The organism is Aeromonas sp. QDB14 (genome assembly GCF_027707845.1).
In the GTDB taxonomy this organism is placed as follows: Bacteria; Pseudomonadota; Gammaproteobacteria; order Enterobacterales; family Aeromonadaceae; genus Aeromonas; species Aeromonas caviae.
Map to the genome: position 1 here is coordinate 1 of NZ_JAPCJD010000019.1, position 25,671 is coordinate 25,671.

Below are 25,671 nucleotides of genomic sequence, written 5' to 3' on the forward strand. Positions count from 1 at the left end.
TGTGTTTGGAGACAGCCAGTTTACCAGCACCCTGTCTGTCAACTTCCACTTCCCCAAGATCCCGCGAAGAACCTTTTTTATTGCCTGAAATTCAGCACTCACTGGAGGGCAAGCGGGCACTATGGTGCTGTTCGTCGTTCACTTGTTGCCTGCCTGTACCGGAAAAAGTTGCGGCTGCTCTGGCCGCATTGAACCCACATGTTGGCTCTCTCCGTTTTCATCATTTTTAGCGTAATAACCCAGTCGGAGCCGTTCTGTCTAAACCCGCCGCCCGCGCTGCGATTGGGGTTGTATCTGAATCATAACTCGGTAGAGTAAGGGGCATTCTGGGTTGGTCCGTGCCATGGTTTCGGTTTCTTTTTCTGGTATGGGACTCTCCGCCTGTTTTCATTCACCTTCACTCAGTGGTACCGATATGGAACAAGTAAACAAGTCAACCTTCAACGATGTGCTGGAATATGTGCGTATGTCCCGTCGTCAGAACAAGCTCAAGCGTGAAATCGCGGACAACGAGAAAAAGATCCGTGACAACCAGAAGCGGGTAATGTTGCTCGACAACCTGAGTGACTATATCAAGCCCGGTATGAGCATTGACGAGGTTCAGGCCATCATCGCCAACATGCGTACCGATTATGAAGAGCGCGTAGATGACCATATCATCAAAAATGCCGAGCTTTCCAAGGAGCGCAAGGAGCTGAGTACCAAGCTGAAGAGTATGAGCACCAGCAAATAATACCGCCCCGCTCTCGTCAACACCGGCCTCTGGCCGGTGTTTCATTTTCATGCCGCAGCTCGGATCTCTTGCCGCGTTGCAACAATCGGCTCCCATTTTCACAATCGCCCTGTTAACATCGCTGCAAAGCGGTCAATAGATTTCAAGCCCTTGACTTGAAACGACTAAGCTTGATTGAAAGACAATAAATTGCGCAACCATGGTGGGGCTGATATGGGCGCATCAAAACAGACGGATTCAAATAAAGTGGCATCTCAGGATTCATCCGTACCTAATACGGACGGGCAACAGCAGCGTAAACGCCGACCCTGGTGGCGCTGGTTGTTCTGTTTTATCTTTTTGCTTTGCCTGGCTGCCGTGATCGCCCTGGTGGGTTATGAAATGAAGACCTCCCGACTGCAGTCACAGGAGATCTCCCGCTATGCGGCCACCCTGACCTATCAGATCGAACCCGGCCCCAGCAAGCAAATTGCCTTCCCCGACGACGGCCCGTTCGACAAGCGACTCGGTTATGTGCTGATGCCCATGATCCAGGAACGTCTCGTTCAGCGTGGCTACCAGGTGAGCGAACAGGTCCGTTTTTCCGATGCGCTCTACAACTACGCCAGCCACGGTTTCTTCGTGCCTTATACCGAGAAGGTCCAGGCAGGATTGACACTCTATGACTGCCGTGCAGAACCTTTCTACCAGTACAAGTATCCGACTCATTACTATCCGGATTTCAATGCCATACCGCCCTTGGTCATCCAGTCTCTGCTGTTTATCGAGAACCGTGAACTCCTGAGCAACAAGGAACCGCTGGCCAACCCGGCCGTAGACTGGCCGCGCTTTGCCAAGGCGGCGCTGTCTCAGGTGGGCAAGGCGCTGGATATGCAGGATCAATCTGCTGGCGGTAGCACCCTGGCGACCCAGGTGGAGAAGTATCGTCATTCTCCCGATGGACTGACCGTTTCGCCGACCGAGAAGATCCGCCAGATGGTCTCGGCCAGCGTTCGTGCCTATCGGCTGGGGCCCGAGACCCTGGAGGCCCGCAAGCTGGTTGCCTGGGCCTACCTCAACTCGGTCCCGCTCTCTGCGGCGCCCGGTTATGGCGAGGTGCACGGTCTCGGTGATGGCCTCTGGGTCTGGTTTGGCGCCAATGTCGATGAGGTGAATCGACTGCTGGATCCCGCTCGCAACCAGGATTCTACCCTGGCCGAGCAGGGCCTTGCCTTGCGCCAGGTTGTCTCCCTGATGATCGCCCACCGCCGTCCTTCCTATTACCTGGCGCAGGGTAGAGAAGCACTGTCTACCCTGACAGACAGCTATCTGCGACTCTTCGTGCAGGAGGGAATGATCACGCCCCCCCTGATGGAGTCGGCTCTCAAGGCCAAGCTGGTCTTCCGCGATTTCCTGCAGGCACCTGCCATCACTCGAGTCAACAACAACAAGGGGCTGCAGGTGGCTCGCACTCGTCTCAGTCGTCAGCTCGGGGTGCAGCTTTATGATCTGGACCGCATGGATCTGACGGCCAACACCACCCTCAACATGCCGCTGCAGAACGAGGTGTCACGGTATCTGCAGCAACTGGCAGACCCTGCATTCGCAGCCCAGGTGGGCCTGTTTGGTGAGCGCCTGCTCTCGCCGGAGAAGACGGGTGATGTGAAGTACAGCTTTACCCTGTTCGAGAAGACGCCGGAAGGGGTCAAGGTGAGGGTGCAGACCGACAACACGGACCAGCCGTTCGACATCAATGAGGGCAGCAAGCTTGAACTGGGATCCACCGCCAAGTTGCGGGTGCTGACGACCTATCTCGAGATTGTCACCGAGTTGCATGACAGCTACGGCAACATGCCGGTGGAGAGCCTGCGAAAGATCGAAGTGTCCGATCAGGACAACATCAGCCGCTGGGCCATCGCCTATCTGATGAGTACCAAGGACAGAAGCCTGCCGGTGATGCTGGAGGCCGCGCTGGACCGCAAGTATTCAGCAAGCCCCTATGAAGGCTTCTTTACCGGTGGTGGCATGCACACCTTCAACAACTTCCGCAAGGAAGACAACGGCCGCATCCCGCCTATTCGTGATGCGCTGCGGGAATCCATCAACCTGCCCTTCGTGCGCTTGATGCGGGACATCGTCCGCTACAGCCTCTACAAGGAGGGCAATCGTGCCCAGTTGCTGAAAGATGACAGGGATCCGCGCCGTACCGAGTACCTGGCCAAGTTTGCCGACAAAGAGGGCCAGACCTATCTGCTGAGGTTCTGGCGTAAATATCGTGGCAAAAGTGCAGAAGAGCAGCTCGATACCTTCCTCGATGGTCTCAAACCCAGCGCGGTGCGTCTCGCCGCGGTGCATCGCTATCTGATGCCGGAAGCCTCCCAGGCCGACTTTGCCGCTTTCCTGGCCAAGCGCCTGCCGCGGGAGAAATTGACCGAGAAGCGCATAGAGCAGCTCTATACCAATTACGGCCCCGGCAAATATTCTCTGCCGGATCAAGGTTATATCGCACGGGTGCATCCACTCGAGCTGTGGTTGCTTGCCTATCTCAAGGAGTTTGACAAGGCCACCTTTACCGATGCGGTAACCGCCAGCCGTGACGAGCGTCAGGAGGTCTACAGCTGGCTGTTCAAGACCCGTCATCGCAGTGCCCGGGATAGCCGGATCCGCACCATGCTGGAGGTTGAGGCCTTCCTCGACATCCATCAGCGCTGGGCTCGCCTGGGCTACCCGTTCGATCACCTGGTTCCGTCCCTGGCGACCGCACTGGGCAGCTCGGGCGATCGTCCTGCAGCGTTGGCCGAGCTGATGGGGATCATCCAGAACGGCGGCATTCGTGCACCGACTTTGCGCATCGAGCACCTCTCCTTTGCCAAGGGGACCCCCTTCGCCACCGTCTTTGAGCCGGCGAACACCCAGGGGGAGCGGGTGATGCCTGCCGAGGTGGCCAACGCTTTGCGCAATGCACTCTCCAAGGTGGTGGAAGGGGGGACGGCGCGGCGTATCGCCGGGGCCTTCGCCTTGCAGGATGGTACTGTCCTGGCCCTGGGGGGCAAGACGGGGACCGGGGACAACCGGATCGAGACGGTTGGTCGCTACGGCAATGTGACCAGTTCACTGGCTCGCAACCGGACTGCGACTTTCGTCTTCTACATCGGGGATGATCACTTCGGCACGCTGACGGCCTATGTACCCGGCAGCCAGTCCGACAAGTTCCGCTTCACGTCGGCGCTGCCTGTACAGGTGCTCAAGGGGATGGCCCCCCTGCTGGTACCCTATCTGCAACCCGCTACTCACACCCAGTGCATGGCGGGCAGCTGAGCGGACATCGCATGAAAAAACGGGGCCATTTCGGCCCCGTTTGATTGTGTACTGCACGCCGCCATGAGGTGGACGTGAGTCATCACTTACAACAGATCTTCAATTTCACCGCGCAGGTACTGGTACATCTCGCGATAGGCTACCGGCGGCTTGTTCAGCTCCCGCTCCTTGTTGGTGGTGCGGATCAGCTGACGCAGCTTCTGGCGATCCAGCTCGTGGAACTGGGACATCAGCTCGTTGAGGGCGCTGTCGCCTTCGGTGATCAGCCGCTCGCGCCACTGTTCGAGGCGGTGCAGGCGGGCGTTCACGGTGGAGTGACGCATCTTGATGATGGAGAGGGCCTCTTCGATGGGGGCGACATCGCGGCTACGCATCAGACGGCCGATGAACTGGAGATGGCGGCGGAAGGACTCATCCTTCTTCGGCTTGAGCTTGCGGCCCAGCTCGACCGCTTCGGCAAGCTCTTCATCCAGGGGGATCTTCTCCAGCTCGCTGTGACTTAGGGAGACGATCTCTTCCCCCATCTTCTGCAAGGCCTCGGCATCACGCTTGAGCTGGCTCTTGCTGGGGCCCCAGTCTTCCCACTCGTTGTCGTCTTGATATTGACTCATCGGTCTCTGTATTCCTGTCATTCACGTTTGGCGGATATGTTACCAGCTTCTCCCGCTGGGCGCAGGGGTCTGATATGCTTAGCCCCTTTCCTTCCCTTCATACAGATGTGAGTTATGGACCAGCAAGATCAAATCCGCCAGGATCAATCCCATCTCGAGGCCGTGGTCGCCGAGGCCCTTGAGATAGCGAAAGGGCTGGGCGCGGGGCTTGCCGAAGTCTCCATCAGCAAACAGACCGGCCTCTCGGTGAACACCCGGGGCTGCGAGCTGGAAAGCATCGAATTCAACAAGGATGGCGCACTCGGCATCGCCGTCTATCGCGACGGATGCAAGGGTTCCTCCTCCACCACGGATCTGACCAAGCCGGCCATTCGCGCCGCCGTGGAAGCGGCCATGGAGATCGCCCGCCACACCTCTCCCGATGACTGCGCCGGTCTTGCGGATGCGGATCTGCTGGCCTGGGATGCCCCGGACCTGCAACTGTGCCACCAAATCGAGCTGGATCCCCAGCGTGGCATCGCGCTGGCCATCGAGTGCGAGCGGCTGGCCCTGGGGCGGGATGCCCGCATCAAGCACTCTGACGGAGCCAGTTTCTCCAGCCACCTGGGCGTCAAGGTCTATGGCAACAGCCACGGCTTCGTCAAAGGCTATGCAGCGTCCCGCAACTCCCTGAGCTGCGTACTGATCGGCGAGCAGGATGGCGACATGCAGCGCGACTACGGCTACTCCTCCAGCCGCTCCCTGGACGGGCTGTGGAGCCCCCAGCGCATCGCTGACGAGGCGGTGGAGCGTACTGTTTCCCGCCTGGGGGCTCGCAAGATCAGCACCCGCCATGCCCCTGTGCTGTTCCACCCCGATACCGCTGCCGGTCTGTGGGGCCATCTGGTGATGGCAATCAGCGGGGGCAACCTCTATCGCAAGTCGAGCTTCCTGCTGGACAAACTGGGCAAGCAGATCCTGCCCGAGTGGCTCACCATCCAGGAGTTCCCCCACTTGCCGGGAGGACTTGCCAGCACCCCGTTCGACGGGGAAGGGGTTCGCACCCGCGACATGGACATCATCCGCAACGGCGAGCTGATGAGCTGGCTGCTCACCTCCTACTCCGCCCGCAAACTGGGCCTGACCACCACGGGCCATGCCGGGGGTATCCATAACTGGCAGGTTTCCAATACCGGCCAGGACTTCCAGGGCATGCTCAAGGAGATGGGTACCGGGCTGCTGGTGACCGAGCTGATGGGGCAGGGGGTCAACATCGTCAATGGTGATTACTCCCGCGGCGCAGCCGGTTTCTGGGTTGAAAATGGCGAGATCCTCTATCCTGTGGAGGAGATCACCATTGCAGGCAATCTGGCCGACATGTTCAGCCATATCGTGGCGGTGGGCAGTGATGAGGATGAGCGTTCCAGCCTCAAGACCGGCTCCGTGCTGGTCGAGCAGATGAAACTGGCGGGGCACTGATCCCCTCCGTCCGATCTGGTACACGGCCATGAAAAAGGCCCCCTCGCTTTGCGAGGGGGCCTTTTTATCGTCGGCTCATGGTGAAGCCAGCTTATTCCTTGATGCGCTCGATGCGACCACCCAGGCCTTGCAGCTTGTGCTCGATGTCTTCGTAGCCACGGTCGATGTGATAGATGCGATCGACGATGGTGGCCCCTTCGGCCACGAAGCCGGCCAGCACCAGGCTGGCGGAGGCGCGCAGATCGGTCGCCATCACCTGGGCACCTTTGAGCTGCTGGGTGTCGCGGCAGATGGCCACATTGCCCTGCAGTTCGATGTCGGCACCCATCCGTACCAGCTCGGGCACGTGCATGAAGCGGTTCTCGAAGATGGTCTCGGTGACCATGCCGGTGCCCTGGGCGACCGCGTTCAGCACGGTGAACTGTGCCTGCATGTCGGTCGGGAACGCCGGGTAGGGGGCTGTCTTGATGGTGACAGGTTTCAGGGTACGACCTGTCATGTCGAGGGTGATCCAGTCGTCACCCTTTTCAATCAGGGCGCCAGCCTCTTCCAGTTTGACCAGTACGGCTTCCAGTAGGCTGGGGTCGGTGTTGCGGCAGGTGATCTTGCCACCGGTCACGGCGGCGCCCACCAGGAAGGTGCCGGTCTCGATGCGATCGGGCTGCACGCTGTAGCTGCCACCGTGCAGACGTTCTACGCCGTCGATGGTCAGGGTATCGGTGCCCGCGCCCTGGATCTTGGCGCCCAGCGCGTTGAGGAAGTTGGCCAGATCGACCACCTCGGGCTCACGGGCGGCGTTTTCGATCACGGTGCGACCGTCAGCCAGGGTGGCGGCCATCATCAGGTTCTCGGTACCGGTCACGGAAACCATGTCCATCAGGATGTGGGCACCTTTCAGGCGGCCGTCGACGCGGGCTTTGATGTAGCCCTCTTCGATGACGATCTTCGCGCCCATCAGCTCCAGGCCGTGGACATGCAGGTTGACCGGGCGGGCACCGATGGCACAGCCGCCGGGCAGGGAGACGTCTGCTGCACCGAAGCGGGCTGCCAGCGGGCCCAGGGCCAGGATGGAGGCTCGCATGGTCTTCACCAGCTCGTAGGGGGCGACATGATTGTTTACCGCACCGGTCAGCACGGTCACGTTGCCGTTGACCTTGGTGGTGGCGCCCAGCATCTCCAGCAGCTTGAGGGTGGTACCCACGTCTTTCAGGCGCGGTACGTTGGAGAGTTGAACCTCTTCATCACACAGCAGGGTGGCAAACAGGATGGGCAGGGCGGCATTCTTGGCGCCGGAGATGGTCACTTCACCGGAGAGGGTGCAGGGGCCGGTGATCTTGAATTTGTCCATGGTTTACTTCTTTACCAAATCAGGAGGGCAGCTGGAATTTACGCTCGCGTTTCCACTCGGCGTCGGTATAGGCCTTGATGGAGAGAGCGTGGATCTCGTTGGTGGCGATCTTGTCCATCAGCGGGGCATAGATGGCCTGTTGTTTCTTGATCCGGCTCATGCCGTCAAACATGTCGCCGACGGCGATCACCTGGTAGTGACTGCCATCCCCTTTGACATGGACTTCGGACAATGGCAAAGCCTCGAGGAGTATCGCTTCAATTTCAGAGACTTGCATTATGAGTCCTCAGTTGTGAGCGGGGTTGAATGAAAGAGGCTGGCCACACCGTAGAGGTTGGCCAGCGTATGGAAATCGTTGGAGGCACCCACCAGTGTCGGAGTAGCACCCCGTGCCAGTGCCGCCTTGGCCCACTTGACCAGCAGGGCAAGGCCGGCGGAATCCAGGGTAGTGACAGCACCGAGTTCGAGCCGATCGTTCTGCCACCAGTCGGCGCGGCGTTGCCACAGATCGTTGACCTGCGGGGCCTGCAAGTCACCGCTCAGGATCATGACTTGATCACCAGCGGCTTGGCGTTGTGTTCACGCAGCTGGGCGATCACCGCATCGATGCCGTTCTGGCGAATGAGGCCGCCCAGCTCGTTCTGCTTGGCGGAGAGCAGGCTGATCCCTTCGGCAACCATGTCGAAGGCTTTCCACTCGCCGGTCTTGTTGTTCTTGCGCAGCTTGAACTCGAGGAAGATGTCCGGCTTGCCGGCCTCTTTCACGCTGACGTTGACGGCGGTGATGTTGCTCTCGGCGGCTTTACCGGGCTGGACCTTGACGGTCTGCTTGTCAAAGTGTGCCAGGGCGTCGGCGTAGGAGCTCACCATGTACTCGGTGAAGACGTCCACAAAGGCGTCACGCTGGGCAGGGGTTGTCTGTTTGATCTGGTTGCCGAGCACCTTGTAGGCGGCGAAGCGGTTGTCCACGTAGGGCAGCAGCTCCTCGCGGATGATAACGCGCAGGTGATCGGGGTTGCTCTTCACCTGGGCCTGATCGGCTTTCAGGCGGGCAAAGGTCTGCTGGGCGGCCTGATCCACGAGGGCATAGGGGTCCGAAGTATTGACATCCGCACGGGCGACGAGGGAGAACAGCATGCTGGTCATCAGACCCAGCATCAGGGCGATCTTCTTGAACATGGTTACTCCTTGGTTGCGGGTGTGTTGGCCGGGGAGGACTGGCTATAGAGGAACTTGCCAATCAGATCTTCCAGCACGATGGCGGACTTGGTGTCTTCGATCATGTCGCCATCCTTGAGCATGCTGGTGCCCATCTCCTCATCGCTGAACCCCGGTGCCAAACCGATGTACTGCTCACCGAGCAGGCCAGAAGTCAGGATGGAGAGGGTGCTGGTCTCGGAAAACTCGCCGGCACTCTTCTGCATCTGCAGGGAAACGATGGGGACCTGGCTTTTGGGATCCAGGGTGATGTCGCTGACACGACCGACGACGACGCCGCCGACCTTGACCGGCGAGCGCACTTTCAGGCCGCCGATATTATCGAAATGGGCGCGCAGGGTATAGGTTTCTCCTTCCGGTTTGAAACTCAATCCCGCCACTTGCAGTGCCAATGCCAGAATGGCGGCGATGCCAGCCAGCATGAAGGCGCCAACCAGAAATTCTACTTTGCTGAACTTCATCTTTCCCTTATCCAAACATGACTGCGGTGAGTATAAAATCCAGACCGAGCACGGCCAGGGATGAGTGAACCACGGTACGGGTCGTCGCCTGACTGATCCCGGCCGAGGTCGGTTTGGCATCATAGCCGTTGAAGAGCGCTATCCAGGTCACCACCAGGGCGAAGATCAGGCTCTTGATGGCGCCCTGCATGATGTCGTCCTGCCAGTCGACGGAGGCCTGCATGGCGGACCAGAAACTGCCTTCGTCCACCCCCAGCCAGTCGACACCAACCAGCTTGCCGCCAAAGATGCCGATCAGGCTGAACATGAAGGCCAGCAGCGGCATGCTGATGACCCCGGCCCAGAAGCGGGGCGCCACGACCCGACGCAGCGGATCGACCGCCATCATCTCCAGGCTGGAGAGCTGCTCGGTGGCCTTCATCAGGCCGATCTCGGCGGTGAGGGCGGAGCCCGCACGACCGGCGAACAGCAGGGCGGTGACCACAGGGCCCAGCTCACGGAGCAGGGAGAGGGAAACCAGAGGCCCCAGGCTCTGCTCTGCGCCGAAATCCTTCAATACGTTGTAACCCTGCAGGGAGAGCACCATGCCGATGAAGAGGCCGGACACCAGTATGATGGCGACGGATTGCACTCCCACCACATATAGTTGCTGCACCAGCAGCGGGAAATGCTTGCGTGGCTGGGGCCGTCCTGCCAGTGCATGAAACAGCATGATGGTTGCCCGGCCGACGGCGTTGATGAAACGCACACCGCTGCGGCCCAGCTTGCTTATCTGACTTGTTAACATCACAGATCCTGTAGCAGGTCACCTGCCGGAAAATGAAACGGAACAGGACCGTCGGGCAATCCCTTGAGGAACTGCTCGACTTCGGGATTGTGCTCCTCGCGCAGCTGCTCCGGTGTGCCGTGTGCCACTACCTTGCGGTTGGCGATGATGTAGGCGTAGTCGGCGATGCTCAGCACCTCCTTCACGTCGTGGGTGACGATGACGGAGGTGATGCCGAGGGCATCGTTGAGCTCCTTGATGAGCTTCACCAGCACCGCCATGGTGATGGGGTCCTGCCCCACGAAGGGCTCGTCATACATGATGAGATCCGGATCCAGCGCGATGGATCTCGCCAGGGCCGCGCGACGCGCCATGCCACCGGAGAGCTCGGACGGCATCAGCTTGGCCGCCCCGCGCAGACCGACGGCCTGCAGTTTCATCATGACGATGGTGCGGATCAGCTCTTCCGGCAGGCCGGAGTGCTCCCGCAGCGGGAAGGCCACGTTGTCGAAGACGGTCATGCCGGTGAACAATGCGCCACTCTGGAACAGCATGCTCATCCGTTTCCGCACTTCATACAGGCGTGAACGGGAGAGCGTGGGAACGTCTTCCCCGTCAAACAGGATGTGACCGGACTCAGGCTTGAGCTGGCCCCCGATCAGGCGCAGCAAGGTGGTCTTGCCGATCCCGCTCGGACCCATGACGGCGGTGACCTTGCCACGGGGAATGGTCAGGTTGATCCTGTCGTACAGCAGCCGATCCCCGTGACTGAAGGTCAGGTCGGAGATGGTGATCAGGTCATCGTTCAAACAATTGTCCATCCGGTATAAATGAAGAGCGAATTTTATGGGCTAGTCTAGGTCTAAGCAACAGCGAGGAACAACTATTGAGCGGGTTTCCCCCCCAAGTACGCGACAGTTTTATGTAACAACCTGCGTCAATGACCGCCCATTCCGCATCCGATTCGCTTATCTCGGCAGACTTTTTTATAATCCCGCAGCAAATTTCGGCCCGGAGCTGTGCCTTTATGTCTGTAAAGCCTGAAAAAGTGTCTGAATTGTTCGATTTCCGTCGCAGCGCCCGAGCGGTGCTGGACATAGAAAAACAAGCCATTGATGGACTCTACCAGTACCTTGACGAGGCGTTCGAGCGCGCCTGCGAGATGGTGCTGCGCTGTGGCGGCAAGATAGTGGTGACCGGCATGGGCAAGTCGGGTCATATCGGCAACAAGATTGCCGCGACCCTGGCCAGCACGGGGACGCCCGCCTTTTTCCTGCACCCGGGCGAGGCCAGCCACGGGGATCTCGGCATGATCTCAGCCGGGGATCTCATCATCGCCATTTCCAACTCCGGCGAGAGCGACGAGATCCTGGCCCTGCTGCCGGTGCTCAAGCGCCGCGGCATTCCACTCATCTGCATGACAGGCAATCCGGCTTCCACCATGGCGAAAGAGGCCAACGTGCACCTGTGCATCAAGGTGGAGAAAGAGGCCTGCCCCCTCGGTCTGGCCCCGACATCCAGCACTACCGCCACCCTGGTGATGGGGGACGCGCTGGCCGTGGCCCTGCTGGAGGCCCGTGGCTTCACCGCCGATGACTTTGCGCTGTCGCATCCGGGCGGGTCCCTCGGCAAGCGGTTGCTGCTGCGAGTGGGCGATCTGATGCACGGCGGCGAGTTGTTGCCCAAGGTGGGGATAGATGCCACCATCAGCCAGGCGCTGCTGGAAGTAAGTCGCAAGGGGCTCGGCATGACGGCGGTGGTGGACGATCAAGGGCTGCTTGCCGGTCTGTTCACCGATGGTGACCTGCGCCGCATTCTGGACCTGCAGGTGGACATCCATCACACCCCCATCAGCCGCGTCATGACGGTGAACTGTGTTACCGTAGGGCCTGAGATGATGGCGGCCGAGGCCGTCAAGCTGATGGAAACCAGGAAAATCAACGGGTTGTTGGTCGTGGATGGGGAGAGACACCCGCTGGGTGCCTTCAACATGCATGACCTGCTGAAAGCCGGAGTAATTTGATGCAAGACGTACCGACCCTCTATGGTCCGGTGACGCGCAGCCAGTACGAGAAGGCGGCGCAGATCCGCCTGCTGGTGTGCGATGTGGATGGGGTGCTCTCCAACGGCCTCATCTATATGGACAATAACGGCGAAGAGCTGAAGACTTTCTGCACCCGTGACGGTGCCGGCATGCGTGCCCTGCTCAATGCGGGCATCGAGATTGCCATCATCACGGGGCGAACCTCCCGCATCGTCAGCGATCGCATGAAGAGTCTGGGAGTCCAGCATCTGGTGCAGGGGGCAGACAAAAAGCTGCCCCACTTCGAGGCCTTGCTGACCAAGCTCGGGCTGGATGCATCGCAAGCCGCCTATATGGGAGATGACACCATCGATTTGCCGGTGATGCAGGCTTGCGGCCTGGGTATCGCCGTTGCCGACGCCCATCCGCTTGTGCTGACGAAGGCGGATCTGGTGACGCGGCTTGGCGGTGGCGTCGGGGCCGTGCGCGAGGTGTGCGACCTGATCTTGCAGGCCCAGGGATTGGCTGACTATCAACCCGAGGCGTCGCGATGAGCAAACAGACTGTGCTGTTCGGCCTGCTGTTTCTGGCAACGCTGGCGGCCTGGCAGCTGGGGGAGATCGAGCTGGTCCCCGAGCCGACCACCAAGACGGAAAATTTTCAACCGGACTTCACCGCCAGAGAGTTGGTGACGACCCGTTTCAACGAGCAGGGCAAGCGCACCGAGCGGCTGGAATCCGAATATGCGGAGTACTACCAGGTGCTCGAGCAGGCCACTTTCACCAAGCCGGTGGTCTACATGTTCGATGACAAGGGCGCGGCCGAATGGAAGCTGACGGCCGAAACCGGGGTGCTCAACACCGATGACAATGTGATCCTCCGTGACAAGGTACATCTGGACGGTCTGCTGCCCGCTTCCTTCATCTCCACGCTGGATACCTCCTATCTGGAGCTGGATCTGGTGACGCAGGGGATGAGAAGCAACCAGCACATCAGCATTGTGGGCCAGGAGTTCCAGACCGAGGGCGTTGGCCTCAAGGGTCACCTGGAACGTAAATATTTCGAGTTACTGGATAAAGGCCATGCCACTTATTTCAATGAAAAACGTTAATCTGGCCCTCACGGCCCTGTTGCTGTGCGGTTCCCTGAATGCCAAAGAGTCCGACTTTGCCGAGAAGGTCTATGTGGATGCGGTCAAGCAGGTGGCCGAGATGCAGGACAACCGCATCACCTTCAGCGAGGATGTCATCATCACCCAGGGCACTATCAAGATTAAGGCCGACAAGGTGGTGGTGATCCGCTCCGGCGACAAGGGCGCCGAGGTCATGACCGCGTATGGCAACCCAGCCACCTTCTTCCAGGTGCTGGACAACGGCAAACCGGTCAATGCCCATGGCAACAGCATCCGCTACGAGCTTAAGAACCGGTTGGTGACCATCACCGGCAATGGCCAGCTCAAGCAGGAAGACAGCCAGGTGACCGGCGATCTCATTCGCTACGACATCGTCAAGCAGAAGATGATTGCCGAGAGCAAGGGGCCCACCCAGCGCGTCAAGACGGTGTTCCTGCCGGATCAGGTGGAGAACTTTGACAAACCCGCCGATCAGAAGAAGTAGGAAACAACAGCCATGGCAGTGTTAAAAGCAACGGGTCTGCAAAAGAGCTACAAGCGCCGCATGGTGGTCAGCGATGTGAGCCTGGAGGTGGGAACGGGCCAGATCGTGGGCCTGCTCGGCCCGAACGGCGCGGGCAAGACGACCTCCTTCTACATGATCGTGGGCCTGGTGCAGCGGGATGCCGGCCTCATCACCATCGACGAGCAGGACATCAGCCTGCAGCCCATGCATATCCGTGCCCGCAATGGCATCGGCTATCTGCCCCAGGAGGCCTCCATCTTCCGGCGCCTGTCGGTGTTCGACAACTTGATGGGGGTCATGCAGACCCGCAAGGGGTTGAGCCGCGAAGAGCGGGAGGATAAGGTCGAACAGTTGCTGGAAGAGTTCAATATCACCCATATCCGTGACAGCCTGGGCCAGAGCCTCTCGGGTGGGGAGCGGCGCCGGGTGGAAATCGCCCGGGCGCTGGCGGCAGAGCCGAGATTCATTCTGCTCGATGAGCCTTTCGCAGGTGTTGATCCTATTTCAGTCATCGATATCAAAAAGATCATCCAGCATCTGAAAGAACGCGGGTTGGGTGTGCTGATTACGGACCACAACGTCAGAGAGACGCTGGATGTGTGCGAGAAGGCCTACATCGTCAGCCACGGCAAGATGATTGCCGAGGGCGCACCGGCCGATATCCTCGCCGATGAGCAGGTCAAGCGCGTCTATTTGGGCGATCAATTCAGTCTATAGTAAGGGGGCACCCCTCATTTTTGTTAGGTGACTGCCTCGCTGAACATAAGGATATCCCGACGTAGATGAAGCCGACATTACAGTTGCGTCTCGGTCAGTCCCTGACCATGACGCCACAATTACAACAAGCGATTCGTCTGCTCCAGCTCTCCACCCTGGAACTCCAGCAGGAAATTCAGCAAGCGCTCGACAACAACCCCTTGCTGGAGCAAGAGGAGAACGAGGCGCAGGAAACCAGTCAGGCAGAGACACAGGACGCCAGTCAACTCGACTCCAGCGATGCCATGGCCCAGGAGAGCATGCCGGATGAACTGCCGGTGGACACCACCTGGGACGAGGTCTACTCGGCCGGTACAGCTCAGAGTGCAGGCCCCATCCATGACGGGGAAGACAGCGTCTATCAGGGGGAGACCACTGAGAACCTGCAAGACTACCTGCTGTGGCAGATGCGGCTCACCCCGTTCAGTGATGTGGATGCTGCCATCGCCCTTGCCATCATCGATGCCATCGACGAATCCGGGTATCTGACTGCCACCCTCGAGGATATTCAGGCTGCAGTCAGCAGCGAGGAGGTAGAAGTCGAACTGGATGAGATCGAAGCCGTGCTCAAGCGGGTGCAGCATTTCGATCCGGTCGGCATCGCCGCCCGTTCGGTGCAAGAGTGTCTGCTGATCCAGCTCGGCCAGTATTCGCCGGACCTGCCCTGGCTCGACGAAGCCAGAGAGGTGATCCGCGAACACATGGACCTGCTCGGCAATCGCGACTACCGCACCCTGGCTCGCAAGACCCGCCTCAAGGAGAGCGATCTCAAGGAGGTGCTGGATCTCATCCAGCAACTGGAGCCCAGGCCCGGCAACGGCATCATCCAGAGTGAATCCCAGTACGTGATCCCGGATGTGTCCGTGGTCAAGAAGGGCAGCAAGTGGGTGGTTGAACTCAATCCGGACTCTGCTCCGCGCATCCGTGTCAACGAGGCCTATGCGGCCATGGCACGCAATGCTCGCAGCAGCACGGATACCCAGTTCATCCGTTCCCATTTGCAGGAGGCCAAGTGGTTCATCAAGAGCCTGGAGAGTCGTAACGACACCCTGCTCAAGGTGGCCAGCTGCATCGTCGAGCAGCAGCAGGGCTTTTTCGAGTACGGCGAAGAGGCCATGAAACCCATGGTACTCAACGACATCGCGGAAGCGGTGGAGATGCATGAGTCGACCATTTCACGGGTCACGACTCAGAAGTACATGCATACGCCCCGCGGCATTTTTGAACTGAAGTTTTTTTTCTCCAGTCACGTCAATACGGAGGGAGGAGGAGAGTGCTCATCGACCGCTATTCGCGCCCTGATCAAGAAGCTGGTGACGGCGGAAAACCCCGCCAAGCCGCTTAGTGATAGCAAGATCGCGGATTTGCTGGCCGAACAGGGTATTATGGTGGCGAGACGCACGATCGCAAAGTACCGTGAATCCTTGTTGATTCCGCCATCCAATCAGCGCAAACGCCTGGTTTAGGCAAACAAAAGGAAGACGTTATGCAAATTAACCTGACCGGACACCATGTCGAGATTACCGAAGCTCTGCGTGATTATGTGAACAACAAATTTGCCAAACTCGAGCGTCACTTTGACCATATCAACAACGTACACGTGGTGTTGAGCGTCGAAAAACTGAACCAGATCGCCGAAGCCAAGCTGCATGTCAGCGGGGGAGAGGTGTTCGCCAATTCGCAGCATGCCGACATGTATGCGGCGATTGATACCCTGCTGGATAAACTGGATCGGCAGATCATCAAGCACAAAGATAAGTTAAATCAAAAATAACTATGCAACTTGAACACATACTGAGTCGGGACTGCACCAAGAGTGCGGTCCCTTGTACCAGCAAGAAACGCGCGCTCGAGATCATCAGTGAACTGGCCGCAGAGCGCCTCGGCGCTTCCCGCCAGGTCCTGTTTGAAAGCCTGCTGGCGCGAGAAAAGATGGGCAGTACCGGGATCGGAGCCGGTATCGCCATCCCCCACGGCCGGATTGACGACGCCTTCGCGCCGACCGCCGTGTTGATGACCTTCTCCGAGCCCATCCCTTTCGATTCTATCGACAATCAACCGGTTGACCTGCTCTTTGCATTGCTGGTGCCGGAAAGCGAGTGCAAGCAGCACCTCAAGACTCTTTCCCTGATGGCATCCAAACTGGGTGACAAGGCCGTCTGCCGCCAGTTGCGCCAGGCGACCAGCGACGAAGAACTCTATCAGATCATGACGTCGGCCTGAGGCCGGGTCTGACACAGCCACGTTGGCGTGAGGGGACAAGATGCAGTTAATAGTAGTAAGCGGTCGTTCGGGCTCCGGCAAGACGGTGGCCCTGAGGGTGCTCGAGGATCTCGGGTACTACTGCGTGGACAACCTGCCGGTCAACCTGCTGCCCCAGTTGATCGTGTCGGTGGAGAGTCAGTATGACAAGCTGGCGGTCAGCATCGACGTGCGCAACCTGCCTGCCCAGGCAGACAGGCTGGAGAACCTGCTGAGCCAGGTGCGCAACGAGGGGCGAGTCAAGTTTTCGAGCTTCTTCTTCGATGCGGACAACGCGACCCTGCTCAAACGCTACGGTGAGAGCCGCCGTCTGCACCCTCTGTCCCGCAACAAGCTTTCGCTGGACGAGGCGATCCGAGAAGAGACCCACCTTCTGGCACCGCTCTCCTCGACGGCCGACCTGCGCATCGATACCACCAATCTCAGCATTCACGACCTGAGCGAGCTCATCAAGACCCGAGTGCTCGGCAAGAAAGAGAACGAGCTGGTGCTGGTGTTTGAGTCGTTCGGCTTCAAGTACGGTATTCCCAAGGATGCCGACTTCGTGTTCGACGCCCGCTTCCTGCCCAATCCGCACTGGATCCCCGAGCTCAAACCCTTCACCGGCAAGGATGAGCCGGTGGCCCGCTACCTCTCCAGCCAGCCTGACGTGATGCAGTTCATCCTGCAGATCGAGAACATGCTGGCGACCTGGTTGCCTCATCTGGAGCGCAACAATCGCAGCTATGTGACGGTCGGCATCGGTTGTACCGGTGGCCAGCACAGATCGGTGTTCATTGCCGAGCAGCTGGCCGGTGCATTCCGGTTGCTTGGCAAGAACGTGCAGATCCGCCATCGCACGTTGGACAAGCGTTCAAACCCCGCCTGACAGATCCACAGGATGCTCAGATGACCGTTTCCGCCTCGGTAGAAGTCAAAAACAAGTTAGGCATTCACGCCCGACCGGCCATGATGCTGTTCGAGCTGGTGCAGGGGTTCGATGCCCACGTGCTGCTGCGCAACGAAGAGGGAGTCGAGGCCGACGCGGACAGCGTGATCGGCCTGCTGATGTTGGACTCCGCCCAGGGCAAACAGCTGGAGGTGCAGGTGGAGGGCCCCGAAGAGGTGGAGGCCCTGGCCGCCGTGGTGGCGCTGTTCACCTCGGGCTTCAATGAGGAGTAATACGCCTCGGCGTGCTCAAGGTGCGCTGCGAGCCAGCGCCTTGAAAGCGGCAAAATCCCGACAAGCCAGCAGACTTCTGCTGGCTTTTTCGTTCATCAGTGCCAGAAACAGATCATAAAGTCCCATGGCTTCCTCATAATCCGCCTTGGCGATGGCCAGCACGAAGATGAGGGTAGCGCTCTCGCCGTTACCCCAATCGATCCCCTGGGGGGCCAGCACGGTATAGACCAGGGTGCGGCGCGCCAGGAGGCCGAGGGAGTGGGGCAGAGCGATGCCGTCCCCCAGCATGGTTGAGACGATCTGCTCCCGCTCCTGCAAGGATCCCCGGAATCCGCTCTGCACCAGATCCTCCGCCTCAAGCTGGCTGCAGATGCGATCAAACAGCGCCCCCTGGCTGATGGGTTCATCAAGCACCATGAAGTGGTCGGCATCGAAATACTTGTCGAGCAGATAGGGACGGGTGCGATCGACGAGCACCAGCTTGCCGAGCTGCTCCAGCTGGTACTGGGTCGGGAAGGGGGAGACCTGCACCACGGGAGTATTCTTCTCGCTCACCTTGAGGGTGCTGATGACGAAATCCTGCTCGACTCGCACCAGTCCCTCATAGTCCCGCACCGATTCCAGCGTGGTCAGCTGCAGTTGGGGGTATTCCCACCGGATGCGTGCTTCCAGCACCCGGAAGGTGGCGTTGCCCGCATCGCACAGCAGCAGCGCCTGGGGGCGCCGGGTGTAACCGATGTCGTAGTGGCGCTCCAGGCCGACCCCGATGTGGATCACCAGGTAGCCGATCTCGTAGTGGGTCAACCGGTAGGGGGTCTGCCTGATCCACTCAGAGATGGCCGCCAGGGTGATGTCGTAGGCGAGGGGGTAATACTGCTTGATGTGGTCCGCCAGGGGATTGTGGCTGCCAATCTGGTATTTGACCCGCAGCAGCATGGCGCCGATGTGGGTCTGCAGGTCGGCTCGCAATTGCGGGTCGCCGCGCAGGTCATAGGGGTAGTGCTGGTGGATGTAACCCAGCAGGTGTGCAGTCAGTTGCTCGCTCTCGGCCGCCATGGCCGGGCTGAGCAGGGGCGTCTCTGCAGTGAGGCGAGCCTGGATCTGGATGGCGAGACAGGCGATCTCTTCCTGCCCCGGTGACGTCAGGGTCGGCAGCTCGGCATAGATGTCGCGGGCCACCACTGCCAGGGGCGGGGTGATGTCGTCGCTGGCAAACTGGCGCAACTCGTGGCCAGACGCCTGGCGAAGCAGGGCGACGGCACAGTAGACGGTGACTTGCTGCAGGCTCTCGTCGGCCAGGCGCAGCTGATGGCGACCGAGTTGCTCGTGAATGTGGTTGCCCACTACCTCCAGCGTCTTGCTGGGGCAGAGGGTGGGCAACAGGCTCTGGAGCGGATGCTGGTGCAGCAGCTCCTGGCAGAGCAGTTGGGTGAGGCAGGCGCGGATCGCCATCTCGCTTCCCGCAATGCGCATCCCCACTCTGGGTTTGCTGTCGATGGTGAGCCCGAAGTGGGCGAGCCGCTCCCGCACCTCCGTCATGTCCCCTTGCAAAGCCGCCCGGCTCAGATACCAGGTGTCCGCCAGCTCGTCGAGTTTGATCCCCTGTTCCGCCGTCAGCAGCAAGACCTGGAGGTGCAGCACCCGCTCGCGGCTGGTGCGAGGCAGAGGGCTCTCCTGCCCCTGGGCGGCCAGCAGCGCATCGAACAGTCCCTGATTGTAGATCTTGAGCTGGTAACCGCTGCCCCGCTGATGGATCAGGTGGGCGCCCCGGGTGGCAATGAGCTCGTTCAGGGTCGCCACGTCGGTACGCACCGTGCGGGTGGAAACATTGAGACGGCGGGCCAGCTCCTCCTGTGGCAGAGGCTCGGCGTGAAGCAGGGCGAGCAGTCGCTGGAGTCTGGGGTGGGGCAGCTTGGTCATGAGGGGGTGGGGACTCCTGTCGCGCATGGTGGGTCGATGTTAACAAGGGGGTCATTAACAAGCCAGGCACCGCCCAGTGATCGGACCGGTGCCTGTGGGGTTGCTATGCCAGCAGTGCCTTCACCATGGCGAGGAGGGTACGCACATCCTCCGGCCGGGTCTGGCCGCTCTCGCTGTCGATGATGGAGCTGTAGACGTGGGGGATCACCTTCTCGACTCCTGCCTCCAGCGCGATCCGCACTATCTCCTCGAAGTTCTCAAGATCGATGCCGCCGGTAGGCTCCAGCCAGAAGCCGTGGCGGACACAGGCCTCGGCCACTGCCTGATACTCGGCGCGGCAGGCGAGTCCCCCCATGGGGAAGAACTTGACCGAGCTGCCCCCCATGTCCTTGAGCAGGGCAATGGCGGTATCGATGGGGACGATGCCGTCAGGCTGCTGGCTACTCAGGGGGCCGGTGGAGATCTTCACCATGCCGGGGGTGCCGGTGGGGGAGACAAGGCCATTGACGAGGGTGTCAGCTTGACCGAGCAGCGCCCGGCTGGCCCCGACCCCGGTGAACACCTGATTGACATGCTGAGGCTGCAACTGGCGGGCCAGCTCGGCCACCATGGCGGACTGGCGCGGATCACCTGCTCCCAGTCCGATGGAGAGGGCGTTGTCGATAAGCTTGGCGTAGGCCTGCATGTCGGCGACGGCAGAGGGAATGTCCGGGTAGTTCTTGGAGAGCACACCGACCAGGACGTGGCCCTCGGCAGCCTCATAAATGTCGACGGCATTCTCTTTGGAACCTGCCAGCACGTTGAGGCAGACCCGATCGCGGTAGTAATTGGGGGTAAGAGACATCAGTTGTTCTCCTGAACGAGGTGGGCAATGGCGGAGTGGATCTGGTCGAGCTGGGGCTGGCTGACGCTGCGCACGTCTATCTCGATATGCCCCTCGTTGGCCTTGTAGCCGCGGCAGTAGATGGCAGGCGTGCCCTGTTGCAGACGGGAGACCACTTCCACCGTGGTCATGCGGATCTGCTGGTGGTCGAAGGCGATGTCGGTGCGGGCGATGTCGCGCCCCGCGCTATCCCACACCACCTTGGCGCTGACGCCGGGCAGCTGGTTGAGGCGCTCGATGAAGGGGGTCATCTTGGCGACCATGGCGGTGCCGCTCTCCTTCTCTTTGGCCAGGTAGAGCTCGATGGCGTGGGTCAGGCCGAGGATCCCCTCCTTGCCCACCTTCATGGCACGGCCTATGCCGCCAGCCTGCTGCTTGACCCACTCCACATACTGACGCCTGCCGAGCACCAGCCCGCTGGTGGGCCCTTCGATGGCCTTGGCGCCGCTGTAGATGACCAGATCCGCACCCAGGTTGTAGTAGAGACGCAGATCCTCTTCGGCCGCTGCATCGACGATGAGCGGGATCCCGTGGGCCTTGGCCACCTCGGCCGCCTCGGCCACCGACAGAATGCTCTTCTGCACGCAGTGGTGGGACTTGATGTAGAGGATGGCGGCGGTATTGGCATGGATGGCGGCGGCCAGCTGGGCGGGTGAGCACTCGTTGGCGTAGCCTGCCTCCACCACCCTGCCGCCCCCAAGGTTGACCATGGTGCCGACGGGGGCACCAAAGTTTACGTTGTGGCCCTTGGGCAGCACGATGTCGCTCGGCACGTCGTGGGCATGAGCATGCAACTGCTCGAGGCGATAGGGGTCGCCGCGCACGATCACGGCGGCCACCGACTGGGCGATGCCGGCGCTGGCGCAGGAGACCACCACCGCATCTTCAACGCCCAGCAGTTCGGCCAGGTAGGCGCCGGTCTTGTTGACCAGATCCTTCACCTCGAAGTAGTGGCCGAGGCCGAAGTTGACCGCATCGACCACCTCCTGCTCGGGAGTGGATACGCCGAGGATGGTCATGCGCCCGGAGGCGTTGATCACCGGTTTGAGCCGGTATTTCTCATACACAGAAGGCATGGTGTGATTTCCCGTAGTGAGTCAGAACCAGTTCGCCGCCCACCAGGGCGGCGAGAGGGAGCAGTTGCCGGTCACCGTTGCGGGCGCCGGCCTCGGTATCGGTAAAGAGAGCGGGGCCGCAGCTCACCTCGAACAGGGTGATGTCTGCATCGGCGCCCACCTCGAGTCGCCCCTTGCCGGGCAGGCGCAGGGCATCAGCGGCCTGGTGAGTGACGCAGGCGAGCACCTGCTCCAGGGTCATGCCGATGGCGAAGAACTTCGACATCACGTGGGCAAGGCTGTAGACGGGCCCCTTGATGCGGTTCTTGCAGTAGATGTCTGAACTGATGGTGTGGGGCAGGATGCCCTGGGCAATGGCCAGCTCTGCCACCTCGAAGCTGAAGCTGGCACCGCCATGGCCGATGTCGAGCAAGAGTCCCCGCCGCATCGCCTCGCGCACCGCCTGGCGCAGTTCACCCGCAGGGGTCAGGATGCGGTTGGGCTTGCCGTTGAAGCAGTGGGTCAGCAGATCGCCCTCCCCCAGCAGGGCGACGATCTCGTCCAGATCCGGCGGCGTGTTGCCCACGTGCACCATCAGTGGCAGGTTGCCATTGGCCTGCTGGATCTGCTTGGCCATGCACAGGGGTTGCAGACCGCTTTCACCCACCACGCTGCCGCTCATGCGCGCCTTGATGCCGACGATGAAGCCGGGATGGCGCCGGATGGCCGCCTGGGCGAGGGCGGGATCGATGTCTGCCGGATCCGCCAGCTCGTTCTGGCGCAGCAGGCCGATGCGGGAGATGTTGAGCAGGGCGTGCACCCGGGTCTTGCAGGTGGCGGCTATGCGCTGGAAGTCGTCCACGTCGTCGGCCCCGGTACTGCCGGCGTCGATGACGGTGGTGACACCGGACGCCACCCCTACCTTGTCCGGCTCATCGTGATAGATGGGGGAGGCGGGGTAGCAGTGGGTGTGGCCGTCAATCCAGCCGGCGCTCACATGGACCTGCCCGTCCAGAGTGAGGGTTTGCTTCGCCTCCGAGCTTTCTGGCAGCGAACCCAGCGCCGCTATCTTGCCATGCTTGATGGCGACGTCGACAAGCTGCCCGTTTCCCAGGCGTCCCGCCCTGATGATCATGTCGTACATGCTGATATCCCTCTTGGAACCTGCTTGCACTCTTACTGCGAGGGCGCTTCCAAGGCTCATGTGCTGCTCGCGTATTTGTAACCAGGAGTTCTCACGTCTATCCATACGCTCCGGCCCCTGCGCTGCTCTTCACCTTGCTGACGACCTTTCGCGGCAGAGCGCAAACAGGTTCTTGAATGCCGCCGAAGAGACGGCCTTGGATTAAGCCAGGGCGATGGGGAAGGCGGTCCCGAACAGCATGGCCCCCAGAATGGCGCCGCCCGTGATGGGCTTCTCCCAGATGTAGAACAGCAGGGCACCCAGCAGGGAGCCTATCCCGATGGGAATGGAGGTGCCCATGGCGGAGAGGATGATGAGGGGACCGAGGAAGCGGCCGGAGCTGTTGCCAGCCCCCATCATGACGTCCGCCCCGTAGGTGGAGTTGCTCTGGTTGATGGTGAACTTGCGCGCCAGGATGATCACGTAGCCGATGGCCATCCCAATCCCCATGCCGGTGATCAGGGAAGCGGTGAAGTTTTCCACCGGATAGATGATGCCGGCCCCCAGCAGCAGGGCGGGCACTCCGAGGCCGACTCCGGTCTGGATGGCGCCGCCGATGTCGAGGATGCCCACCAGGGAGCCCTCGATGATGCGGGCGAACAGGAAGCTGGCACCGAAGGCGGCGACTGCACCATAGGCCCCCGTGTCCATGCCGGCCTTGAGCATGGCAACGAAGGCCACCTCGTTGAATGCGCCGACCCCGTAGAGGTAGAACATGTGGGTACCGGCGAAGACGCCGGAAGAGAGCAGACCGACAAAGATGGGGAAGGACCAGTCGGCATACCAGAAGTTGTTTCTCAGTTTCTCATCCATGGTGTGCTTCCTTATTTGCCGCTCATGAGGTTGTGGACGTTTTCCAGCCACAGGGGAACGCCCATGTGGAAGGATTCAATGAGTTTCATGTCAAAGCCTCGGAAGAAGCCGCTCAGCACGAACAGCAGGACGATGGCACTCATCATCACCTTGGTGACGTGGTTCCAGCCGCTCTCTTCCACCCCCTTGCCGATCAGGATGCCAAGCACCAGACCTGGTACCGCGTTGCCCATGATGAGCTGGGCCAGACCGCCGAAGATGGTGGCCCAGAAGCCGGACTTCTTGCCTGCCTCGATGGCGGCCAGCCAGAAGATCACCGGCATGACGGTGTTGACCAGCAGGTTGGCGGCGGGCACCAGTACCTTGACCGCGGTGACCTGCAGGGCGGCTGGCACGGCGGCGGCGGTGCTGTTGAGGAAGGCGACCACGATGGCACCTATGATGCCGCAGGCGATGGCCATCTTCTTCGGGTCATGCAGGGTGGTGGCGAGATCCCGGTTCTTGATCATCAGGGCCGCTGCACCCCAGTTCGGCAGGATGCGGTGATCCACGTCCTGGGTGAAGGCGCCGGCCGCGACCGTGGAGGCCCAGGCGTTGAAGAAGAAGCCAAGGCCGAACGAGAAGTGGGAGGCGGGGTCCCCTTCGCAGGAGTTGAGCTCGCCCAGGGTACGGAACGCGCCCATCCCCTGCACGGTCGGGGCGTGGAACATCCGCGCCGCGCCAGCCCCCACCCCGACGCCTACCAGGCCGCCGATGATGAGTGACTTCATCAAAATGATTAGAAACATCCAACTTGTCCTTTTGGTTGTGGGGTCAGGCCCGGGTGAAATCCACCTTGTCGACATCCAGGCTGGTGACCTTGACGGTGATCGCCAGCCGGACCCGGAACTCATGGCGCTGGCGTGGCAGGAAGAAGAACAGGAACTTCTCCACCCGTACCGACTCCTCGGCCTCGAGCACCTCGACTTCGAGGGGTTCGAGGCGCAGCATCACCTTGGGGCTCTCCTTGAGCAGGCTGGGTTGCACCTGGCTGAGGGCGGCGGCGAACGCCTGCTGGCGAGTCGCCCCCTTGCCGTTGACCGTGATCCGAGTGGTGAAGTGCTCTTTCATCAGGCGCGTCCGTGTTTCTTGGCGAAGGCTTCGATCAGCTTCTGGCCCAGCTCTTCCTTGTCCATGAAGCCGAAGCCCAGTACCACGCACCCCTCGTTGATGGCGGTGACACCCTCCTCGATGGATCGCATGCCGTAGCGGCACTTGTAGCCGTACTTGGTCTGGGCCGTGATGGCGCCCGCGCCACCGCTGCCGCAGAAGGAGATGCCAAGGTCGGCCTGCTCCTTGTTCATCACATCACCGAGCTTCATGTCGGCGGCCATGCCGGGGATGACGGTCACGGTGGCGCCGGCGGCTTCTGCGCCCGCCCCCACTTTCTGACCCTTGCCGAGACGATCTCCAATCACGAGTTTGATGGCAGTCATTTAACGTTCTCCTTTTACTGAGCTGAGTTCGTTTTCTTTGGCCACTTCAAAATGGACGGACAAGAGGTGTGCCTCCTCGTAGGCGAGGCGGTCGAGCCAGGCAACGACCTGCTCTGCCAGGCGCAGGGAGAGGGGGGAGATCTCCTCGAACAGGCTGAGGTCGACTTCCGGCAGGGATTCCCCGCTGTAGGAGCGCCACACCATGGCCTTGACGTGGGAGACTAGCATCTGTTGCTGCACGTCGTTGGGGCGTATGCCCTGATCCGCCAGCAGGTTGTGAATGCGGGCCAGGGTCAGGTCGGTCTTGCGCAGCAGTGCCGGGCTGTCCGGGGTCAGGGGGGCGTCATGGGTGTCGGTATTCAAGGTCTGCTCTCCAGGCTGGCAGAAAGGATGGGATCACCATAAAGCGGAGGAGAGTGCGGGAGGAGGCAGGTTTTTTCAGATTCGAAGTGGAAATCCGGAGGGAAAGGCATCAAAAGAAGCCCTTTTGGCGATCAGGAAGAGGAAAGGAGCGGACTGGCGGCAAGGGAGTGTGATCGGTGGCGGGTTTTGACGGCGCCTTCGCCCGATCGTTTATTGGCGCAATGTGTGAGCTGTCTCACGCACAGGTGG

General features: G+C 60.5%; 30 protein-coding genes. 13 read left to right on the top strand and 17 right to left on the bottom strand.

Translation table 11 applies throughout. From position 1 onward, the window contains the following. The first annotated feature begins 415 nt into the window (after positions 1-415). Together tmaR and PG887_RS08470 are read left to right on the top strand one after the other, a co-directional pair. A complete protein-coding gene (gene tmaR, locus PG887_RS08465) occupies positions 416-733 on the top strand; it encodes a PTS system regulator TmaR (RefSeq protein WP_270821469.1) in 318 nt (105 codons plus the stop codon). 213 nt (positions 734-946) lie between these two features. After that, a complete protein-coding gene (locus PG887_RS08470; protein ID WP_104454891.1) occupies positions 947-4,030 on the top strand; it encodes a transglycosylase domain-containing protein in 3,084 nt (1,027 codons plus the stop codon). An 86-nt stretch (positions 4,031-4,116) separates the two neighbouring features. Here PG887_RS08470 and yjgA read toward each other — a convergent pair whose 3' ends face one another. Beyond that, positions 4,117-4,641: a ribosome biogenesis factor YjgA gene (gene yjgA, locus PG887_RS08475; RefSeq protein WP_324806246.1), complete on the bottom strand. Its 525-nt coding sequence runs from the start codon at positions 4,639-4,641 to the stop codon at positions 4,117-4,119. Between the two features lie 114 nt (positions 4,642-4,755). Here yjgA and pmbA point away from each other — a divergent pair, with 114 nt between their 5' ends. Then, positions 4,756-6,099, top strand: coding sequence for a metalloprotease PmbA (gene pmbA, locus PG887_RS08480; protein WP_010672690.1), 1,344 nt, complete (start codon positions 4,756-4,758; stop codon positions 6,097-6,099). A gap of 91 nt (positions 6,100-6,190) precedes the next feature. Here the strand turns inward: pmbA and murA are convergent, their stop codons facing one another. The 7 genes from murA to mlaF are packed head-to-tail and all read right to left on the bottom strand — an operon-like array spanning position 6,191 to position 10,712. Next, complete coding sequence (gene murA, locus PG887_RS08485; RefSeq protein WP_039040468.1) at positions 6,191-7,447, bottom strand: UDP-N-acetylglucosamine 1-carboxyvinyltransferase; 1,257 nt, start codon at positions 7,445-7,447, stop codon at positions 6,191-6,193. 19 nt (positions 7,448-7,466) lie between these two features. Then, positions 7,467-7,724, bottom strand: coding sequence for a BolA family iron metabolism protein IbaG (gene ibaG, locus PG887_RS08490; protein WP_104454889.1), 258 nt, complete (start codon positions 7,722-7,724; stop codon positions 7,467-7,469). Further along, entirely contained in the window at positions 7,724-7,996 is a 273-nt protein-coding gene (locus PG887_RS08495) for an STAS domain-containing protein (RefSeq protein ID WP_069652284.1), read from the bottom strand. The genes ibaG and PG887_RS08495 overlap by 1 nt, the downstream gene beginning before the upstream one ends. Further along, positions 7,993-8,625 carry a phospholipid-binding protein MlaC gene (gene mlaC / locus PG887_RS08500; protein ID WP_039040470.1) on the bottom strand — a complete coding sequence of 211 codons (633 nt, stop codon included), beginning with the start codon at positions 8,623-8,625 and terminating at the stop codon, positions 7,993-7,995. Before mlaC ends, PG887_RS08495 begins: the two co-directional genes overlap by 4 nt. A gap of 2 nt (positions 8,626-8,627) precedes the next feature. Then, positions 8,628-9,125: an outer membrane lipid asymmetry maintenance protein MlaD gene (mlaD, locus tag PG887_RS08505; RefSeq protein ID WP_010675879.1), complete on the bottom strand. Its 498-nt coding sequence runs from the start codon at positions 9,123-9,125 to the stop codon at positions 8,628-8,630. Positions 9,126-9,132: 7 nt separating this feature from the next. Then, the gene (gene mlaE / locus PG887_RS08510) at positions 9,133-9,912 is read right to left on the bottom strand and encodes a lipid asymmetry maintenance ABC transporter permease subunit MlaE (protein WP_010675878.1); all 780 of its coding nucleotides are present in this window, start codon (positions 9,910-9,912) and stop codon (positions 9,133-9,135) included. Next, positions 9,912-10,712 (bottom strand): phospholipid ABC transporter ATP-binding protein MlaF, encoded by an 801-nt coding sequence (gene mlaF, locus PG887_RS08515; RefSeq protein WP_029314846.1) that lies wholly within the window; start codon positions 10,710-10,712, stop codon positions 9,912-9,914. The genes mlaE and mlaF overlap by 1 nt, the downstream gene beginning before the upstream one ends. A 206-nt stretch (positions 10,713-10,918) precedes the next feature. On the opposite strand from mlaF, the gene PG887_RS08520 reads away from it, so the two are divergent. The 10 genes from PG887_RS08520 to npr all read left to right on the top strand — a co-directional run bounded on the left by PG887_RS08520 (position 10,919) and on the right by npr (position 17,730). After that, the gene (locus tag PG887_RS08520) at positions 10,919-11,914 is read left to right on the top strand and encodes a KpsF/GutQ family sugar-phosphate isomerase (RefSeq protein WP_042880205.1); all 996 of its coding nucleotides are present in this window, start codon (positions 10,919-10,921) and stop codon (positions 11,912-11,914) included. Then, positions 11,914-12,468, top strand: a complete 555-nt coding sequence (gene kdsC, locus PG887_RS08525) for a 3-deoxy-manno-octulosonate-8-phosphatase KdsC (RefSeq protein WP_128296853.1) — start codon at positions 11,914-11,916, stop codon at positions 12,466-12,468. The genes PG887_RS08520 and kdsC overlap by 1 nt, the downstream gene beginning before the upstream one ends. Further along, on the top strand, positions 12,465-13,025 hold the full coding sequence (gene lptC, locus PG887_RS08530; protein ID WP_104454887.1) for an LPS export ABC transporter periplasmic protein LptC: 561 nt from the start codon (positions 12,465-12,467) through the stop codon (positions 13,023-13,025). The genes kdsC and lptC overlap by 4 nt, the downstream gene beginning before the upstream one ends. Continuing rightward, positions 13,012-13,530 carry a lipopolysaccharide transport periplasmic protein LptA gene (gene lptA / locus PG887_RS08535; RefSeq protein ID WP_010675873.1) on the top strand — a complete coding sequence of 173 codons (519 nt, stop codon included), beginning with the start codon at positions 13,012-13,014 and terminating at the stop codon, positions 13,528-13,530. The genes lptC and lptA overlap by 14 nt, the downstream gene beginning before the upstream one ends. 12 nt (positions 13,531-13,542) lie before the next feature. Beyond that, positions 13,543-14,268 (top strand): LPS export ABC transporter ATP-binding protein, encoded by a 726-nt coding sequence (lptB, locus tag PG887_RS08540; RefSeq protein ID WP_010675872.1) that lies wholly within the window; start codon positions 13,543-13,545, stop codon positions 14,266-14,268. A gap of 65 nt (positions 14,269-14,333) precedes the next feature. Continuing rightward, entirely contained in the window at positions 14,334-15,773 is a 1,440-nt protein-coding gene (locus PG887_RS08545) for an RNA polymerase factor sigma-54 (protein WP_041211850.1), read from the top strand. Between the two features lie 20 nt (positions 15,774-15,793). After that, positions 15,794-16,081, top strand: coding sequence for a ribosome hibernation promoting factor (gene hpf, locus PG887_RS08550; RefSeq protein ID WP_005305957.1), 288 nt, complete (start codon positions 15,794-15,796; stop codon positions 16,079-16,081). A 2-nt stretch (positions 16,082-16,083) separates the two neighbouring features. Then, positions 16,084-16,530: a PTS IIA-like nitrogen regulatory protein PtsN gene (ptsN, locus tag PG887_RS08555; RefSeq protein ID WP_010675870.1), complete on the top strand. Its 447-nt coding sequence runs from the start codon at positions 16,084-16,086 to the stop codon at positions 16,528-16,530. Positions 16,531-16,570: 40 nt separating this feature from the next. Beyond that, positions 16,571-17,437, top strand: a complete 867-nt coding sequence (rapZ, locus tag PG887_RS08560) for an RNase adapter RapZ (RefSeq protein WP_270821470.1) — start codon at positions 16,571-16,573, stop codon at positions 17,435-17,437. Between the two features lie 20 nt (positions 17,438-17,457). Further along, positions 17,458-17,730, top strand: a complete 273-nt coding sequence (gene npr, locus PG887_RS08565; protein ID WP_270821471.1) for a PTS phosphocarrier protein NPr — start codon at positions 17,458-17,460, stop codon at positions 17,728-17,730. Between the two features lie 15 nt (positions 17,731-17,745). Here npr and PG887_RS08570 read toward each other — a convergent pair whose 3' ends face one another. From PG887_RS08570 to PG887_RS08610, 9 genes are all read right to left on the bottom strand, one after another. After that, a complete protein-coding gene (locus PG887_RS08570) occupies positions 17,746-19,650 on the bottom strand; it encodes a BglG family transcription antiterminator (protein WP_270821473.1) in 1,905 nt (634 codons plus the stop codon). A gap of 103 nt (positions 19,651-19,753) precedes the next feature. After that, a complete protein-coding gene (gene dagF, locus PG887_RS08575) occupies positions 19,754-20,494 on the bottom strand; it encodes a 2-dehydro-3-deoxy-phosphogluconate aldolase (protein WP_270821474.1) in 741 nt (246 codons plus the stop codon). Next, the gene (locus PG887_RS08580) at positions 20,494-21,609 is read right to left on the bottom strand and encodes a DgaE family pyridoxal phosphate-dependent ammonia lyase (protein WP_270821476.1); all 1,116 of its coding nucleotides are present in this window, start codon (positions 21,607-21,609) and stop codon (positions 20,494-20,496) included. Before PG887_RS08580 ends, dagF begins: the two co-directional genes overlap by 1 nt. Next, the gene (locus tag PG887_RS08585; protein ID WP_270821477.1) at positions 21,593-22,732 is read right to left on the bottom strand and encodes an amidohydrolase/deacetylase family metallohydrolase; all 1,140 of its coding nucleotides are present in this window, start codon (positions 22,730-22,732) and stop codon (positions 21,593-21,595) included. Before PG887_RS08585 ends, PG887_RS08580 begins: the two co-directional genes overlap by 17 nt. A gap of 201 nt (positions 22,733-22,933) precedes the next feature. Beyond that, a complete protein-coding gene (locus PG887_RS08590) occupies positions 22,934-23,584 on the bottom strand; it encodes a DUF4310 family protein (RefSeq protein ID WP_270821478.1) in 651 nt (216 codons plus the stop codon). A gap of 11 nt (positions 23,585-23,595) precedes the next feature. After that, a complete protein-coding gene (locus PG887_RS08595) occupies positions 23,596-24,372 on the bottom strand; it encodes a DUF4311 domain-containing protein (RefSeq protein ID WP_041211842.1) in 777 nt (258 codons plus the stop codon). 25 nt (positions 24,373-24,397) lie between these two features. Then, positions 24,398-24,694 (bottom strand): DUF4312 family protein, encoded by a 297-nt coding sequence (locus PG887_RS08600; protein ID WP_182976116.1) that lies wholly within the window; start codon positions 24,692-24,694, stop codon positions 24,398-24,400. Continuing rightward, the gene (locus tag PG887_RS08605; RefSeq protein WP_010675860.1) at positions 24,694-25,059 is read right to left on the bottom strand and encodes an SFCGS family glycine-rich protein; all 366 of its coding nucleotides are present in this window, start codon (positions 25,057-25,059) and stop codon (positions 24,694-24,696) included. The genes PG887_RS08600 and PG887_RS08605 overlap by 1 nt, the downstream gene beginning before the upstream one ends. After that, positions 25,060-25,422: a transcriptional regulator gene (locus PG887_RS08610; RefSeq protein ID WP_270821480.1), complete on the bottom strand. Its 363-nt coding sequence runs from the start codon at positions 25,420-25,422 to the stop codon at positions 25,060-25,062. Positions 25,423-25,671: the final 249 nt, after the last annotated feature.